This is a genomic window from Streptomyces sp. NPDC057543, assembly GCF_042801895.1.
Lineage (GTDB): Bacteria > Actinomycetota > Actinomycetes > Streptomycetales > Streptomycetaceae > Streptomyces.
Genome location: NZ_JBHVFF010000021.1, coordinates 1 through 13,150, shown reverse-complemented (window position 1 = coordinate 13,150; position 13,150 = coordinate 1). Strand labels below are relative to the sequence as shown.

The window sequence follows — 13,150 nt, the reverse complement described above, 5'->3', positions numbered from 1 at the left end:
CCCGCCGAAACTGTCCGCGCGGTAGCGTCCCGCGGCCGTCACGTGCCGGTTGCCGAACCAAGAGTCAAAGAGATGGACAGGTCTTTACCACCTCGGGTCAGACCGAGGTCCAGCCGGTCGCCGGGCCGGTGCGCGCGGATCTTCACGATCAGCTCCTCACCGCTGTGCACCCGCTGGCCGTCGACCTCGGTGATGATGTCCCCGGACCGGATGCCGGCCTTGGCCCCGGGGCCGTCCGGCGTCACCGCGGGCTTGCCGGCCGCTCCCTCCGTGCCGACCTTGGCGCCGTCCCCCGTGTACTTCATGTCGAGCGTGACACCGATCACCGGGTGGGTGGCCTTCCCGGTGTTGATCAGCTCCTCGGCGACCCGCTTGCCCTGGTTGATCGGGATGGCGAAGCCGAGACCGATGGACCCCGCCTGCCCGCCCTCGGCGCTCGAACCGCTGTCGGCGGCACGGATGGCGCTGTTGATGCCTATGACATGGGCATCGGTGTCGACGAGCGGACCGCCGGAGTTGCCCGGGTTGATCGGGGCATCGGTCTGCAGCGCGTCGACGTAGCTGACGTCGCTGCCGTCGCCCTTCTCGCCGCCCGCGGTTATCGGCCGGTCCTTGGCGCTGATGATGCCGGAGGTGACGGTGTTGGACAGGTCGAAGGGGGCACCGATGGCCACCACGGGGTCGCCGACCCGCACATTGTCGGAGTTGCCCAGCGGCAGCGGCTTGAGGCCGGAGACGCCGGTGACCTTGACCACCGCCAGGTCGTAGCCGCTGTCCTTGCCGACGATCTCGGCGCGCGCGGTCTCGCCACCGCTGAACGTCACGGTGATCTCGCCGGAGGACCCGGCCGGGGCGACGACGTGGTTGTTGGTGAGGATGTGGCCGGAGTTGTCGAGCACGAATCCGGTACCGGTGCCGGATTCGGTGGTGCCGCTGACATGGAGGGTGACCACGCTGGGCAGCGCGCTGGCGGCGATGCCCGCGACGCTGTCGGGGGCGCGGCCCCCGCTGTTCCTGCCGGCCTGCGGAAGCTCGACCTGGGTGAGGCCGCCATTGCGCTCGATGTAGGCGCCGATGCCGCCGCCGATGCCTCCCGCCACCAGTGCGAGCAGCACCGCACCGATGAGGAGGGAGCCGCGGCGGTTCTTCTTACGGCCGGTGTCGGCCCCGAGCGGCGGGCCCGGGTTCGTCAGCGGCCGCCGGGGCGCACCCCAGGGGTCGTACTGGAGCCATTGCGTCGACTGGGGCTGCGTCTGCGGCTGCTGCGGTGGCGAGGGAGGGGGCGTGGGCGTGAAGCCGGGGGCGGCGGGATGGGCGGGTGCGCCGGGCGCGGTGGGACCGGTAGGGATGCCTGCGCCGTTCGTCCCGGCGTACTGCGGGGGTACGGGGGTGCCGTGCGCGGGGGTCGGGACCGGTCGCTGCACGGGTGGTGCGGGTGCCCAGGGACCGGGTCCGCCGTAGGGCGGGGTGCTGTACTCGTCGGGCTGGTGCAGCGGCGCCGCGGGCCGCGCGGCCGGTACGGACGCCATGGGCTCGGGTGTGGGCGCATCCGTCATGTCTGTCACGGCTGTCTCGCGTGTCGTATCGGCCGTGGGTGCCGTGTCCTGTGCGGGGGACGGCTCCTCCGGCGCTGTGCGGGTGGTGCGTCCCGGCGCGGGCCGACTCCACCATTTCGCCTTCGGCCCGGTGGGCTTCCCGTCTTCCATGTTCTCCCCGCAACTGCCGCAACTGGCCTCTGCACGCCCCCGCAGGGGCGTCCCTCCCGGAACTGCTCCCGGAATTCAACCAGGTTTGCGAATATCTGCGCAGACCCCGGTCAGCGCCGGGAGGAAAGCGGCAGACCGCGGTCGGCGGGGGTGGGGAGGGCCGAGGCCGACGGCTGTGCCCAGGACGGCGGGGCGGAAGGGGCCGGGGGCTGCGGTGCGAGCTGCCCGAGCACCCGTGCGAAGAGTGGGGACGTGCCGGTCGGGCGTATCAGCGGTGGCGCGGACACATTGGTCAGGACCTGGACGCCGAAGGTGTTCCCGGTGAGGGTGCCGGATGCCAGGGTTCCGGGCGCGAGGGTCCCGGACGCAAGGCTTCCGGACGCCAGGTCTCCGGGCACGAGGGTTCCGGAGGAGAGCAGGGCGGGGGCCGTGGCAGGCGCCGCCGGTGTGACCTCCGGCACGGACGGCGGGGCGACGGCGGTCGCGCTGTCGCCCGCCTCCGTAGCGGCGAGCGCGCCCTGGCCGCCACCGTTGCGACGGCTCACCGAGCCGTTGCTCTCGCCTCGCGAAGCGGTGTCGAGCGGGGTCACCGCGTTCCCGGCGCCCGCGGCGCGGGCCGGGGCGTTGGAACCCGCGCCCGTCGGCAGCGCACCGCCCAGGGCGATGGCCGCCAGCGATACGGCGCTGGCCGCGGCGAAGGCGAACCTCCGGCCGCGCCAGGGCGACCGGTCCGGCTCGCGGCCCACCTCATGAATACGGAAGCCCGAACGGGAGGACGGCCCACCCGGCAGTACGGCGGTCGAGCCGTGCGGGACCGGAGCGAAGCCAAAGCTTCCCAGCGGTGAACTCCCCGGCGGATCGGTGCGGCTGCCGGGCTGCTGGATCACCGGGAAAAGCCCATCGGCGAAACGCCCGGAGCCGCCGAATGGTCTTCCCTGGCCGTCGTCGTCACCCCCCGGACCCCCGGGAAGGCCCTGCAGCCGGGCAAGGAACCCCTCGGACGGCGAAGGCGGGGCGGACTGTGCGAAGACGCTCTTCAGGCGCCGCTGTGCGGCTGCCTCGGCCTTGCACTTGGCGCAGGTCGCGAGGTGGGCGAGCACCCGCTCACGGGCATCGTGTTTCAACTCGCCGTCGACAAGCGCGGCGAGCCGGTCCCCCAGATGCTGCTCCGCGGGGGTCGGGCTTGTGCCACTCACGCCGTTCCGCCCTCCCCTGCCAGGATCGCGCCCGCCAGCGAGCGCTGCTCGGCACGGGCCTCGGGCGAACGGTGCTGCAGCGCCTTGCGCAGGTGCGAGCGACCGCGGTGGATACGGCTGCGCACGGTGCCGAGCTTCACACCCAGCGTCGCGGCGATCTCCTCGTACGAGAGGCCCTCGATGTCACAGAGCACGACGGCGGCACGGAATTCGGGCGCGAGGGTGTCCAGCGCCTGCTGCACGTCCGCGTCGAAATGCGTGTCGTTGAAGACCTGCTGCGGGGACGGCTCACGGCTCGGCAGCCGCTCGGCGGCGTCATCGCCGAGGGAGTCGAAGCGGATCCGCTGCTTACGACGGACCATGTCCAGGAACAGGTTGGTCGTGATGCGATGCAGCCAGCCCTCGAAGGTGCCCGGCGTATAGGTGGACAGCGACCGGAACACGCGGACGAAGACCTCCTGCGTGAGGTCCTCCGCATCGTGCTGGTTGCCCGTCAGCCGGTAGGCAAGGCGGTAGACACGGCCGCTGTGCGTGCTGACGATCTCTTCCCATGAGGGTGGTGTCCACGCCTGGGAATCCGCATCAGAGGCGAAGGTCGCGGTCGGTGCGGAATCGTTGGAAGAACGGTCAGCGATGTTGGTCACGGATTTCGGCTCACCCGCCGACCTGAGGAAGCGCCGAAGCACTCCTCTCCGATCCACAGGCGCAGCCGCACCTCCCCTATCGGCTCTGGTGGTGTCCAGCGGAGCCCCTACCATAGCCACCTCGCCCGTTAGCTCCGGATAAGCCTTTTTCCTGCTGGGGCCGGGGATCACCCCGGGAACCGCCGGCCCATGGCCCCGGACCCGATCCGCGGGCCGTTTCCACGCGCTTTCCCCAGCCCTTGCATAACGCCCGGTCCCATCTGCGGGTTCCCGGGCGCAGCGGATACAGTCACCGTTGCGCCAACTACGGGGACAGGAGAGGGTCATTACCGCCAACCGGCAGACGAGCTGGGCGTTCGCCGACGCCTTTGTCGCCGAGGACGAAGCATTGCACTGGGCCCGGGACCGGGCCCGGGAGACAGGACTTCGCTCGGTGTCGCCAGGTACCGGCGCCGCGCTGCGCTTGCTCGCTGCCACGACGGACGCCAAAGCGGTGGCCGAAATCGGCACCGGGACCGGCGTGTCCGGGCTCTATCTGCTGCACGGCATGCGGCCCGACGGGGTGCTGACCACGGTCGACCCCGAGCCCGAACGCCAGCAGTTCGCCCGTGAGGCGTTCCGGGCCGCGGGCTTCGCCGCCAATCGGGCCCGCTTCATTCCCGGCCGCGCCCTGGACGTACTGCCGCGGCTCGCGGACGGCGGATACGACCTCGTGTTCTGCGACGGCGACCGGCTGGAGAGCCTGGACTGTCTCGCTGAATCGTTGCGCCTGCTGCGGCCCGGCGGTCTGGTCTGTTTCGAGGGAGTCTTCGCGGACGGCCGTACGGTCGACTCCGCGGCGCAGCCCGCGGAGGTGCTGCGGCTGCGGGAGCTGCTGCGGGCGGTACGGGAGAGCCAGGAGCTGATGGCGACGCTGCTACCCGTGGGCGACGGCTTGCTCTGCGCGGTGCGCAGGGGCTGACGCCCCCGGAACGGCGTCGGGGCCGAGGCCGGAGCCGAGGTCGTCATCCTGCCCGGGCGTCCCGGGGGCCTCAAACGTCGGCCGGGCTTGATCCACAGTTCCGGTTCCCCGGGCGCACCGACTGCGGACGCATCACTGCCCCGGCACGGGCACCGTGTCGGGGCAGTGAAGAAGTGTGGGCGCCTCTGCTCAGCCGACGACCTTCTTGAGGGCGTCGCCGAGTGCATCGGCCTCGTCCGGAGTCAGCTCCACGACAAGCCGACCGCCGCCTTCGAGCGGAACGCGCATGACGATGCCCCGCCCCTCCTTTGTCACCTCGAGCGGGCCGTCGCCCGTCCGCGGCTTCATGGCCGCCATGCTCGTTCCCCTTCCTGAAACCAGCTCATCGCAACCGGCGGCCCCATGACAGGCGCTGTGTCACCGGCATCGAACACATTGCTTCCTGGCCATTATCCCGCATCACAGACCCCGATGACCAACATCGGTCGGCATCGCTTGCGCAACGCGCTCTCTCAAAACCACCCAATTCGGCGATCGAGCTGCGATACTCCGCCCCCCGCGCCCCTTCATCGGAGCGCAATTGTTAGACGCAGGTCACATGTTCGCTCCGGCCCGTGTCGGCCATGCTTGCCTGGACAGGCATTGCCCGAGGTGCAGAGGGGACAGCGAAATGGCCGACCAGATGGCGGACAGCGTGCTCCATGAAGTGAGCGACGGACTCGCGACGATCACGATCAACCGTCCCGACGCGATGAACGCCATGAACACCGAGGCCAAGGTGGCGCTCCGTGACGCGCTGAAGTCCGCGGCGGCCGACACCGCCGTACGAGCCGTGCTGCTCACCGCGACCGGGCGCGCCTTCTGCGTCGGCCAGGATCTGAAGGAGCACGTCGGCAAGCTCGCCGAGGCCCGTGAGTCCGGCGGCGGCAATGCGCTGAGCACCGTGCAGGAGCACTACAACCCGATCGTGCGGGCCATCACCGAGATGCCCAAACCGGTCGTCGCCGGGGTGAACGGCGTCGCGGCCGGGGCCGGTTTCGGGTTCGCGCTGGCCTGCGACTACCGGGTGGTCGCCGACACCGCCTCGTTCAACACGTCCTTCGCCGGGGTCGCCCTGACCGCGGACTCGGGCGTCTCCTGGACGCTGCCCCGCCTGATCGGGCAGAGCCGCGCCGCCGATCTGCTGCTCTTCCCACGGTCGATCTCCGCGCAGGACGCCCACGAGCTGGGCATCGTGAACAAGCTGGTGCCCGCCGCCGACCTGGCCGCCGAGGCAGCCAGCGTGGCCCGCGCCCTGGCGTCCGGTCCCACGGTGGCGTACGCCGCGCTCAAGGAGTCCCTGGCCTACGGCGCCGCTCACACCCTGAGCGAGGCGCTGGAGAAGGAGGACGAACTCCAGACGAAGGCGGGCGCGTCCGAGGACCACACGATCGCGGTGCAGGCGTTCCTGAACAAGGAGAAGCCGAAGTACCTCGGGCGGTAGCCGCTCCGACCGGACCTACGCCCCCGCTCCCCCGCGCGCCACGCAGTCGGCCAGATGGTCGTCGACCAGGCCGCAGGCCTGCATCAGGGCGTAGGCCGTCGTGGGTCCGACGAACCGCAGCCCGCGCTTCTTGAGGTCCTTGGCCAGCGCCGTGGACTCCGGAGTGACCGCCGCGACGTCTTCGACGGTGCGCGGGGCCGGGCGGTCGGCCGGGTCGGGGGCGTGGGACCAGATCAGATCGTCCAGCTCGCCGGGGCGCCAGTCGGCCAGGACCTTGGCGTTGGCGAGGGTCGCCTCGATCTTCGCCCGGTTGCGGATGATCCCGGCGTCGGCGAGGAGCCGCTCCTTGTCGGCGTCGGTGAACTCCGCCACGGCGGGGATCTTGAACCCGGCGAAGGCGGAGCGGAAGCCCTCGCGGCGGCGCAGGATCGTCAGCCAGGAAAGGCCGGACTGGAACGCCTCCAGACAGAGCCGTTCGAACAGGGCGTCGTCGCCGTGGACGGCCTTGCCCCATTCGGTGTCGTGGTACGCGAGGTAGTCCTCGGTGGAGAGCCCCCATGGGCAGCGCAGTCCGCCGTCCGGGGCCGTTTGTGCGCCGCCGCTCATCGTCGGGGCTCCTCTCCGGGTCGCCGGGTCTGTTGTCCGGGGGCCTGCCATGGATCGGGCCGGGTGTCCTGCCAAGGGCCCTGCCGGGGGTCGTGCCTTGGATCCTGCCGCGGGTCCTGGCCCGGCGCCTCCCACGGTGCCTTCGGGCGGTCCTCGGGATGCTCCGTGGTCGGCTGCGGCCGTTCTTCGGGGCGCTCCGTGGTCGGCTGTGGCCGGTCCTCCGGCCGCTTGAGGAGATCGGGGCCGCCGACCGCGGTCGCCTGCGCCCCGGCCAGCGCCGACTCCAGCTCCGCGATCCGCGCGTCCCGCTCGGCGAGCTCGGCGCCGAGCCTGCCGAGCACCTCGTCGACATCCGTCATGCGGTAGCCGCGTACGGTCACCGGCAGCCGCACCGCCTCGACGTCCGCGCGACCGACCGGACGCGTCGCGGGCAGCGGGTCGGTCAGTTGCTCGGGCGCCACGTCCTGCAGGACGGCGCTCTTCCCTCCGCCGACCACCGCGAGGGTGACCGCGGCCACGACCACCACCATCGCCAGCAGCAAGAACCAGAACACGCGCATCTCCCCAAGAGCGGAAACCTGTCCGAGTCCGATCGTGCCATGCGGCACCGACAGTTAGGGTCGCAGGCGACCCACGGGCGATCTACCAGAGGAGATACACGGGATGCGAAGCGGTGCGCTCAGGCTTGGGCGGCGTGAATTCGGTGCGCACGAGCCGGTGATCATGGCGATCGTGAACCGTACCCCGGACTCCTTCTACGACCAGGGCGCGACCTTCCGGGACGAGCCCGCGCTCGCCCGGGTCGAGCAGGCGATCGCGGACGGCGCCGCGATCGTCGACATCGGGGGTGTGAAGGCGGGCCCCGGTGACGAGGTGACGGCCGAGGAGGAGGCCCGTCGCACGGTGGGGTTCGTCGCGGAGGTGCGGCGCCGCCACCCGGATGTGGTGATCAGCGTCGACACCTGGCGCCACGACGTCGGCGAGGCGGTCTGCGAGGCCGGCGCGGACGTGCTGAACGACGCGTGGGGCGGCGTCGACCCGAGGCTCGCGGAGGTCGCCGCGCGCTACGGCGCCGGTCTGGTGTGTACACACGCGGGCGGCGCCGAGCCGCGGACCCGGCCGCACCGGGTCGCGTACGACGACGTGATGGCGGACATCCTGCGCGTGACGGCGGGGCTGGCCGAGCGGGCGGTCGGGCTCGGGGTGCGGCCGGACGGAATCATGATCGACCCCGGTCACGACTTCGGGAAGAACACCCGGCATTCCCTGGAGGCGACGCGCCGGCTCGACGAGATGACGGCGACCGGCTGGCCCGTCCTCGTATCGCTGTCCAACAAGGACTTCGTCGGCGAGACGCTCGACCGGCCGGTGAAGGAACGGGTGCTCGGGACGCTCGCGACGACGGCCGTGTCGGCGTGGCTGGGGGCGCGGGTGTACCGGGTGCACGAGGTGGCGGAGACGCGGCAGGTACTGGACATGGTCGCGTCCATCGCCGGCCACCGGGAGCCGGCGGTCGCGCGGCGCGGACTGGCCTGACCGATCGGGGCTCCGCCCCGGATCCGTTCCTCGATCGTCGGAGGGGCTTCAAGGATTGCCACTCCACCGAAGCGCTCCCGCGCCACGAAGGTGACCCGCGCGGAGACACGGCCTCGAATACGCCACAGCCAAGCACCAGTACCCAATGGTGAAAGGCATTTCGGCCGGCTCTGTCCGGTCGCAGGCGTAGACGAGGACCGCCGCATTCCGACGGATCCGCCCGTGACGAAATCCTCAAGCGGGTCCGGCAGGAAGTGGCCGCACCGCGTTCATGATCGTTAAGCACGAGAACGGGGACTGGGAAGCCATCGGAGACCTCTCCGAGACCGTGACTGCCGAACACCCCGCATCCGTCCTGGACATGAAACTCGGCGCCTCCGAAGTGGTCTCGGACATCGAAGCATCCGAGCCGGCCACCATCACCGCACACCAGCTCATGGCGATGACGGCACAGATGCAGCAGGCCGCCCGGAACCAGTCCCTCGCCGACAGCCTCAAGCTCTAGGGGGCCCGTGCGAGCCGACCTCCTTCGAGACCATGGCAACGGCCTCATCCACGTCGTCCGTCACGTGGAACAGCACCAGGTCGTTGTCGGACGCGGCACCATGGGCCACCACCGTCTCACGCAGCCAGTCCACGAGGCCGCCCCAGTAGTCCGTACCGAACAGCACGATCGGGAAGCGGGTCACCTTGCCCGTCTGGACGAGAGTGAGCGCCTCGAAGAGCTCGTCCAGTGTGCCGAGGCCGCCGGGCAGAACGACAAACCCTTGGGCGTACTTGACAAACATCATTTTTCTGACGAAAAAGTAGCGAAAATTGAGCCCGAGGTTCACGTACTCGTTCAAGCCCGACTCGAAGGGCAGCTCGATTCCCAGGCCGACCGAGATGCCCTTGGCCTCCCAGGCGCCCTTGTTCGCCGCCTCCATCGCCCCCGGCCCACCGCCGGTGATCACCGCGAAGCCCGCATCGACCAACGCCCGCCCGATTTGGACGCCCGCCTCGTATGCCGGCGACCCCACTGGCGTGCGGGCCGACCCGAAGACACTGATCGCGCTCGGCAGCTCGGCCAGCGCGCCGAACCCCTCGACGAACTCCGACTGGATCCGCATCACTCGCCACGGGTCGGTATGCACCCACTGGGAGTCGCCCTCGGTGTCCAGCAGCCGCTGATCGGTGGTACCGGGCTGGATCTGATCCTTGCGGCGCAGTACCGGCCCGAGCCTCTGTTCCTCCAGTGCCCGCAGGCCCTCGGATTCGCCATTCGTCATCGGCTGCTCCCTTCGAGTACTGCTCGTTCCGCTCCAGCGTAGGTCTACGCGGGTTACGCGCGGAGGACATCGGCATGTCCACCGGGAAAGGACCGGCCGGACGCTACCCATTGACCAGAAAAAATCCGCCTTCATACGCTTTCCGGACTTAACGGGCGTATCGAGCTGATCGTTGTGCCAGCCGCAGTCATGGTCGTCGAAGGGATCCTCCGCATTCCCGGCAGCGAGGGCCACTACGACAGCGGCTGGGGCCTCTATCAGGTCCTGGCAAAGAACTCCTATCAGGCCCTGGCAAAGAACTCCCGCCTCCACCTGCTCTCCCACACCTGGGCCGAGCAGGACATCGCCCTGTGGCTCGCCAAGCGGCACATCACCGGCCACCAGTCCTACCTCCACACCCCCGAACCCGGGCCGGCCGGGGGCCTCGAAGCACTCCACCGCGTCCGGGCCTGGCGCATCGGCGCCCTCGTCATCGAATCCGACCCCGCCTGCGCTGCGGCCGAGCCGGCAGCCGGCTGGAACCCCGCACCCCCACCTGCACCACGACCGTGCACGAGATCGCCGACGGCCCGGCCTCGATGTTCGCCCAGGACAACGGCCACTTCCGGCGCTCCACCTTCATGGCCGCGATCTCCGGGGACAACCCGTGATCTTCTACTTCGCCGGTACCGGGATCCCCTCCGACCGCACCCTGTGCGCGGCCGGACACGTCGCGCCTCCGACGACGATCGATGGCGGCCGTGGGTCAGCCGGTGAGCCAGGAGCGGAGGCGTTCCTCGCAGTGGGTGATCCGGTCGATCGCCACGTGCTCGTTGCGCTTGTGCGCGAGGAGCGGGTCGCCGGGGCCGTAGTTCACCGCGGGGACGCCGAGGGAGCTGAAGCGGGAGACGTCCGTCCAGCCGAACTTGGGCTTGGCGGTGCCCCCGACCGCTGCCATGAACGCCTTGGCCGCCGGGTGGGAGAGGCCGGGCATGGCCGCGCCCGAGTGGTCGTCGACGATGAACTCGGCGACGCCGCAGTCCGCGAAGACCTCGTGGACGTGGGCGAGCGCCTCTTCGGCGGTGCGGTCGGGGGCGTACCGGTAGTTGACGACGACGGTGCAGGAGTCGGGGATGACGTTGTTGGCGACGCCGCCCTCGATCCGTACCGCGTTGAGGCCCTCGTGGTATTCGAGCCCGTCGATGACCGGGCGGCGCGGCTCGTACGCGGCGAGGCGGGCCAGGATCGGAGCGGCGGCGTGGATGGCGTTGGACCCCATCCAGCCGCGCGCCGAGTGGGCCCGCTCACCCTCGGTACGGAGGAAGACCCGCAGGGTGCCCTGGCAGCCGCCCTCGACCTCGGCGTCGGAACCCTCCAGGAGTACGGCGAAGTCACCCGCCAGCCAGTCGGGGTGCGCGGCGGCGACGTGGCCGAGTCCGTTGAGGTGTGCGGCGACCTCTTCGTTGTCGTAGAAGACGAAGGTGAGGTCGCGGTTGGGCTCGGGCACGGTCGCGGCGATCCTCAGCTGCACGGCGACGCCCGACTTCATGTCGGAGGTGCCGCAGCCCCACAGCACGCCGTCGTCGTCGAGCCGGGACGGCACGTTGTCGGCGATCGGCACGGTGTCGATGTGTCCGGCGAGTACGACCCGCTCGGCACGGCCCAGGTTCGTCCGCGCGACGATGTTGTTGCCGTGCCGGTCGACGGTCAGGTGCGGCAGGGTGCGCAGCGCCGACTCGATCGCGTCGGCGAGGTCCTTCTCCTGACCGCTGACCGACGGGAAGTCGACGAGCCGGGCGGTGAGCGCGGGGCCGTCCAGGGTGAGATCAAGCGTGCTTTCGGGCATGGAACCGACCCTAGACGAACGAAACCGTCCCCGAGGGGCTGGGCCTGTCCGACTCTGATCCGCCGGACAGGCCCTGGGGCCCTCGGACCCGGCCGGGCACTCCAGTACGGTGGCCCCGTGCCCCGGAACGTCTCCCCCGCCCGCCGACACACCCGCCGCTCCCGCCTCTTGCGCGTCACGGCCGCCTTTGGCGTGCTCACCGCGCTGGGCGGCTATCTGACCGTCCAGTACGTAACCGGCAGCCGGGTCACCGAAGGGTGCACCGTGGAGTCCGCCGACGGTTCGGCCGGCCAGGGCCGTACGTACCGGCTGAGCCCGGAACAGGCTTCGAACGCCGCGACGATCTCCGCGGTCGGCACCTCGCGCGGGATGCCGGAGCGCGCGGTGACGATCGCGCTGGCGACCGCGTTGCAGGAGTCGGCGCTGCGCAACATCGAGCACGGCGACCGGGACTCGCTGGGGCTGTTCCAGCAGCGTCCCTCACAGGGCTGGGGCACCGAGAAGCAGATTCTGGACCCGATCTACTCCGCCGGGGAGTTCTACCGGCACCTGGCCGAGGTTCCCGGCTATTCGCGGCTGCCGCTGACGGTCGCCGCACAGCGGGTCCAGCGCAGCGGTTTCCCGCAGGCGTACGCGAAGCACGAGCCGGACGCGGCGTTGCTGGCGGCCGCTCTGACCGGCCGTACGCCCGCCGCGCTGAACTGCACGCCGCCGCGGACGACGGCCACGAAGGCCGACGCGGCGAAGGTGCGGGCCGAGCTGGTGCGCGCCTTCGGCAAGGACGTGCTACCCGCGGAGCGGTCGTCGGCGCGGCAGGACGGCAAGAGTGCGGCCGGTGCCTCGGCGACGGCGGCGCGCACGGTCTCGGTGCCGGTGCCCGCGGCCCGCGCCTCCGGGGACGACGGCCCGTCACGGCGCGGCTGGGAGCTCGCGCACTGGGCGGTCGCGCGGTCCGAGGCGCTCCACTTGGACGAGGTCGCGTACGCGGACCGGGTGTGGAAGGCCGGGGACGGCTGGCGGACGGTGGGTACGAACGGTACGGACGGCAAGGGTCCGGGCACCACCGAGGTCCGCATGGGGCTCGCGCCGTAGTCGATCGGTGCGGTGGTCGGTCGGCGCCGTAGTCGTCCCATCCCGTAGTCGTTCAACAGTACGAAGAGTCACCCGCAGGTGTTGTCCGGCCTTTCCGGAACACCCGCGCACGCAACACCTGCCGACACCTCTCCGGCACCCCCCAATTTCCTTGCCAACAAAGGGAAGTGACGGCCCATCGGCCACTCCGGGAATGTGACGTCCGCCCGGGTTCGTCCATTGCGGATCATGTGACGCATTACCGAGTCTTTACCTCGACGTACCGCAACCTCTCCCGCCCTTACGACGGTTGTCATTGCGTCCGATCAACGGACAGAGCGATTCCTCGTCTTCCTCATTCCGTCGAAGGAGCATCATGTCCCTCCCCCTGACCCGCCGGATCGCCCGTGCCGCGCTGCTGATCGCCGCGGGTGCGGCCCCCGTGGTCGGTGCGGCCGGAGCCGCAGGTGCCGCGGAGCTCCCGCAGACCCCCCAGCTCGGCGGTCTGACCACCGTCGACGGCGCCGGCCTCGGCAAGACGGTCGACGGCGCGTCGCAGCAGGGCACCAAGGCGGCGGGCGAGACCGGCGGCAAGATCGTCGGGACGGCCCTCCCGGCCGCGGGCAGGACCGTCGGCAAGGCCGGCTCCCAGGCCGCTCCCGCCGTGCAGAGCGCCGCCGGCGGCGCCGCAGGCAGCGCGGGCAAGGTCCTCGGCGGCACCGCCGGTGCCGCGACCCAGGGCGGCCTGCCCACCCAGGGCCTGCCCACCCAGGGCCTGCCGGTCGGCTGACCCGCACCGGCCACCCGCTCGGTGCGTCACATGCGAGGGGCCTCGGGAGTGCGTACTCCCGAGG

Annotated in this window: 14 protein-coding genes; 6 read left to right on the top strand and 8 right to left on the bottom strand. The window is 70.9% G+C overall.

From position 1 onward, the window contains the following. Positions 1–38: 38 nt before the first annotated feature. From ACFU8Q_RS06305 to sigE, 3 genes are all read right to left on the bottom strand, one after another. Positions 39–1,706, bottom strand: a complete 1,668-nt coding sequence (locus ACFU8Q_RS06305; protein ID WP_384448554.1) for a S1C family serine protease — start codon at positions 1,704–1,706, stop codon at positions 39–41. 110 nt (positions 1,707–1,816) lie between these two features. Beyond that, positions 1,817–2,902 (bottom strand): zf-HC2 domain-containing protein, encoded by a 1,086-nt coding sequence (locus ACFU8Q_RS06300; RefSeq protein ID WP_384448552.1) that lies wholly within the window; start codon positions 2,900–2,902, stop codon positions 1,817–1,819. Beyond that, positions 2,899–3,660: an RNA polymerase sigma factor SigE gene (gene sigE, locus ACFU8Q_RS06295; RefSeq protein ID WP_384448639.1), complete on the bottom strand. Its 762-nt coding sequence runs from the start codon at positions 3,658–3,660 to the stop codon at positions 2,899–2,901. Before sigE ends, ACFU8Q_RS06300 begins: the two co-directional genes overlap by 4 nt. 181 nt (positions 3,661–3,841) lie before the next feature. On the opposite strand from sigE, the gene ACFU8Q_RS06290 reads away from it, so the two are divergent. Continuing rightward, on the top strand, positions 3,842–4,507 hold the full coding sequence (locus ACFU8Q_RS06290; protein WP_384448549.1) for an O-methyltransferase: 666 nt from the start codon (positions 3,842–3,844) through the stop codon (positions 4,505–4,507). A gap of 189 nt (positions 4,508–4,696) precedes the next feature. Here the strand turns inward: ACFU8Q_RS06290 and ACFU8Q_RS06285 are convergent, their stop codons facing one another. Then, positions 4,697–4,864, bottom strand: a complete 168-nt coding sequence (locus ACFU8Q_RS06285) for a DUF3117 domain-containing protein (RefSeq protein WP_003966491.1) — start codon at positions 4,862–4,864, stop codon at positions 4,697–4,699. Between the two features lie 313 nt (positions 4,865–5,177). Here ACFU8Q_RS06285 and ACFU8Q_RS06280 point away from each other — a divergent pair, with 313 nt between their 5' ends. After that, a complete protein-coding gene (locus ACFU8Q_RS06280; protein WP_384448547.1) occupies positions 5,178–5,990 on the top strand; it encodes an enoyl-CoA hydratase/isomerase family protein in 813 nt (270 codons plus the stop codon). Between the two features lie 15 nt (positions 5,991–6,005). On the opposite strand, the gene ACFU8Q_RS06275 is transcribed toward ACFU8Q_RS06280, so the two are convergent. Together ACFU8Q_RS06275 and ACFU8Q_RS06270 are read right to left on the bottom strand one after the other, a co-directional pair. Next, positions 6,006–6,596: a DNA-3-methyladenine glycosylase I gene (locus tag ACFU8Q_RS06275; protein WP_384448544.1), complete on the bottom strand. Its 591-nt coding sequence runs from the start codon at positions 6,594–6,596 to the stop codon at positions 6,006–6,008. Continuing rightward, positions 6,593–7,150, bottom strand: coding sequence for a DivIVA domain-containing protein (locus tag ACFU8Q_RS06270; protein WP_384448542.1), 558 nt, complete (start codon positions 7,148–7,150; stop codon positions 6,593–6,595). The genes ACFU8Q_RS06275 and ACFU8Q_RS06270 overlap by 4 nt, the downstream gene beginning before the upstream one ends. Positions 7,151–7,259: 109 nt before the next feature. Here ACFU8Q_RS06270 and folP point away from each other — a divergent pair, with 109 nt between their 5' ends. Both folP and ACFU8Q_RS06260 read left to right on the top strand, forming a co-directional pair. Continuing rightward, the gene (gene folP, locus ACFU8Q_RS06265) at positions 7,260–8,132 is read left to right on the top strand and encodes a dihydropteroate synthase (protein WP_384448539.1); all 873 of its coding nucleotides are present in this window, start codon (positions 7,260–7,262) and stop codon (positions 8,130–8,132) included. A gap of 271 nt (positions 8,133–8,403) precedes the next feature. Further along, positions 8,404–8,637, top strand: coding sequence for a hypothetical protein (locus tag ACFU8Q_RS06260; protein ID WP_384448536.1), 234 nt, complete (start codon positions 8,404–8,406; stop codon positions 8,635–8,637). On the opposite strand, the gene ACFU8Q_RS06255 is transcribed toward ACFU8Q_RS06260, so the two are convergent. Further along, the gene (locus ACFU8Q_RS06255; protein ID WP_384448533.1) at positions 8,627–9,400 is read right to left on the bottom strand and encodes a TIGR00730 family Rossman fold protein; all 774 of its coding nucleotides are present in this window, start codon (positions 9,398–9,400) and stop codon (positions 8,627–8,629) included. The two genes, ACFU8Q_RS06260 and ACFU8Q_RS06255, sit on opposite strands and share 11 nt — an antisense overlap. A gap of 745 nt (positions 9,401–10,145) precedes the next feature. After that, positions 10,146–11,225, bottom strand: a complete 1,080-nt coding sequence (gene dapE / locus ACFU8Q_RS06250; protein ID WP_384448530.1) for a succinyl-diaminopimelate desuccinylase — start codon at positions 11,223–11,225, stop codon at positions 10,146–10,148. A 117-nt stretch (positions 11,226–11,342) separates the two neighbouring features. Here dapE and ACFU8Q_RS06245 point away from each other — a divergent pair, with 117 nt between their 5' ends. Together ACFU8Q_RS06245 and ACFU8Q_RS06240 are read left to right on the top strand one after the other, a co-directional pair. After that, entirely contained in the window at positions 11,343–12,317 is a 975-nt protein-coding gene (locus ACFU8Q_RS06245) for a hypothetical protein (RefSeq protein ID WP_384448527.1), read from the top strand. 355 nt (positions 12,318–12,672) lie between these two features. Next, a complete protein-coding gene (locus ACFU8Q_RS06240; RefSeq protein ID WP_384448524.1) occupies positions 12,673–13,086 on the top strand; it encodes an ATP-binding protein in 414 nt (137 codons plus the stop codon). Positions 13,087–13,150 lie beyond the last annotated feature (64 nt).

Excerpts from the sequence above, each read along its gene's own strand:
- ACFU8Q_RS06305 (WP_384448554.1), bottom strand. The coding sequence starts at position 1,706 with ATGGAAGACGGGAAGCCCACCGGGCCGAAGGCGAAATGGTGGAGTCGG.
- sigE (WP_384448639.1), bottom strand. The coding sequence starts at position 3,660 with ATGGTAGGGGCTCCGCTGGACACCACCAGAGCCGATAGGGGAGGTGCG.
- ACFU8Q_RS06285 (WP_003966491.1), bottom strand. The coding sequence starts at position 4,864 with ATGGCGGCCATGAAGCCGCGGACGGGCGACGGCCCGCTCGAGGTGACA.
- ACFU8Q_RS06280 (WP_384448547.1), top strand. The coding sequence starts at position 5,178 with ATGGCCGACCAGATGGCGGACAGCGTGCTCCATGAAGTGAGCGACGGA.
- ACFU8Q_RS06275 (WP_384448544.1), bottom strand. The coding sequence starts at position 6,596 with ATGAGCGGCGGCGCACAAACGGCCCCGGACGGCGGACTGCGCTGCCCA.
- folP (WP_384448539.1), top strand. The coding sequence starts at position 7,260 with ATGCGAAGCGGTGCGCTCAGGCTTGGGCGGCGTGAATTCGGTGCGCAC.
- ACFU8Q_RS06260 (WP_384448536.1), top strand. The coding sequence starts at position 8,404 with ATGATCGTTAAGCACGAGAACGGGGACTGGGAAGCCATCGGAGACCTC.
- ACFU8Q_RS06255 (WP_384448533.1), bottom strand. The coding sequence starts at position 9,400 with ATGACGAATGGCGAATCCGAGGGCCTGCGGGCACTGGAGGAACAGAGG.
- dapE (WP_384448530.1), bottom strand. The coding sequence starts at position 11,225 with ATGCCCGAAAGCACGCTTGATCTCACCCTGGACGGCCCCGCGCTCACC.
- ACFU8Q_RS06240 (WP_384448524.1), top strand. The coding sequence starts at position 12,673 with ATGTCCCTCCCCCTGACCCGCCGGATCGCCCGTGCCGCGCTGCTGATC.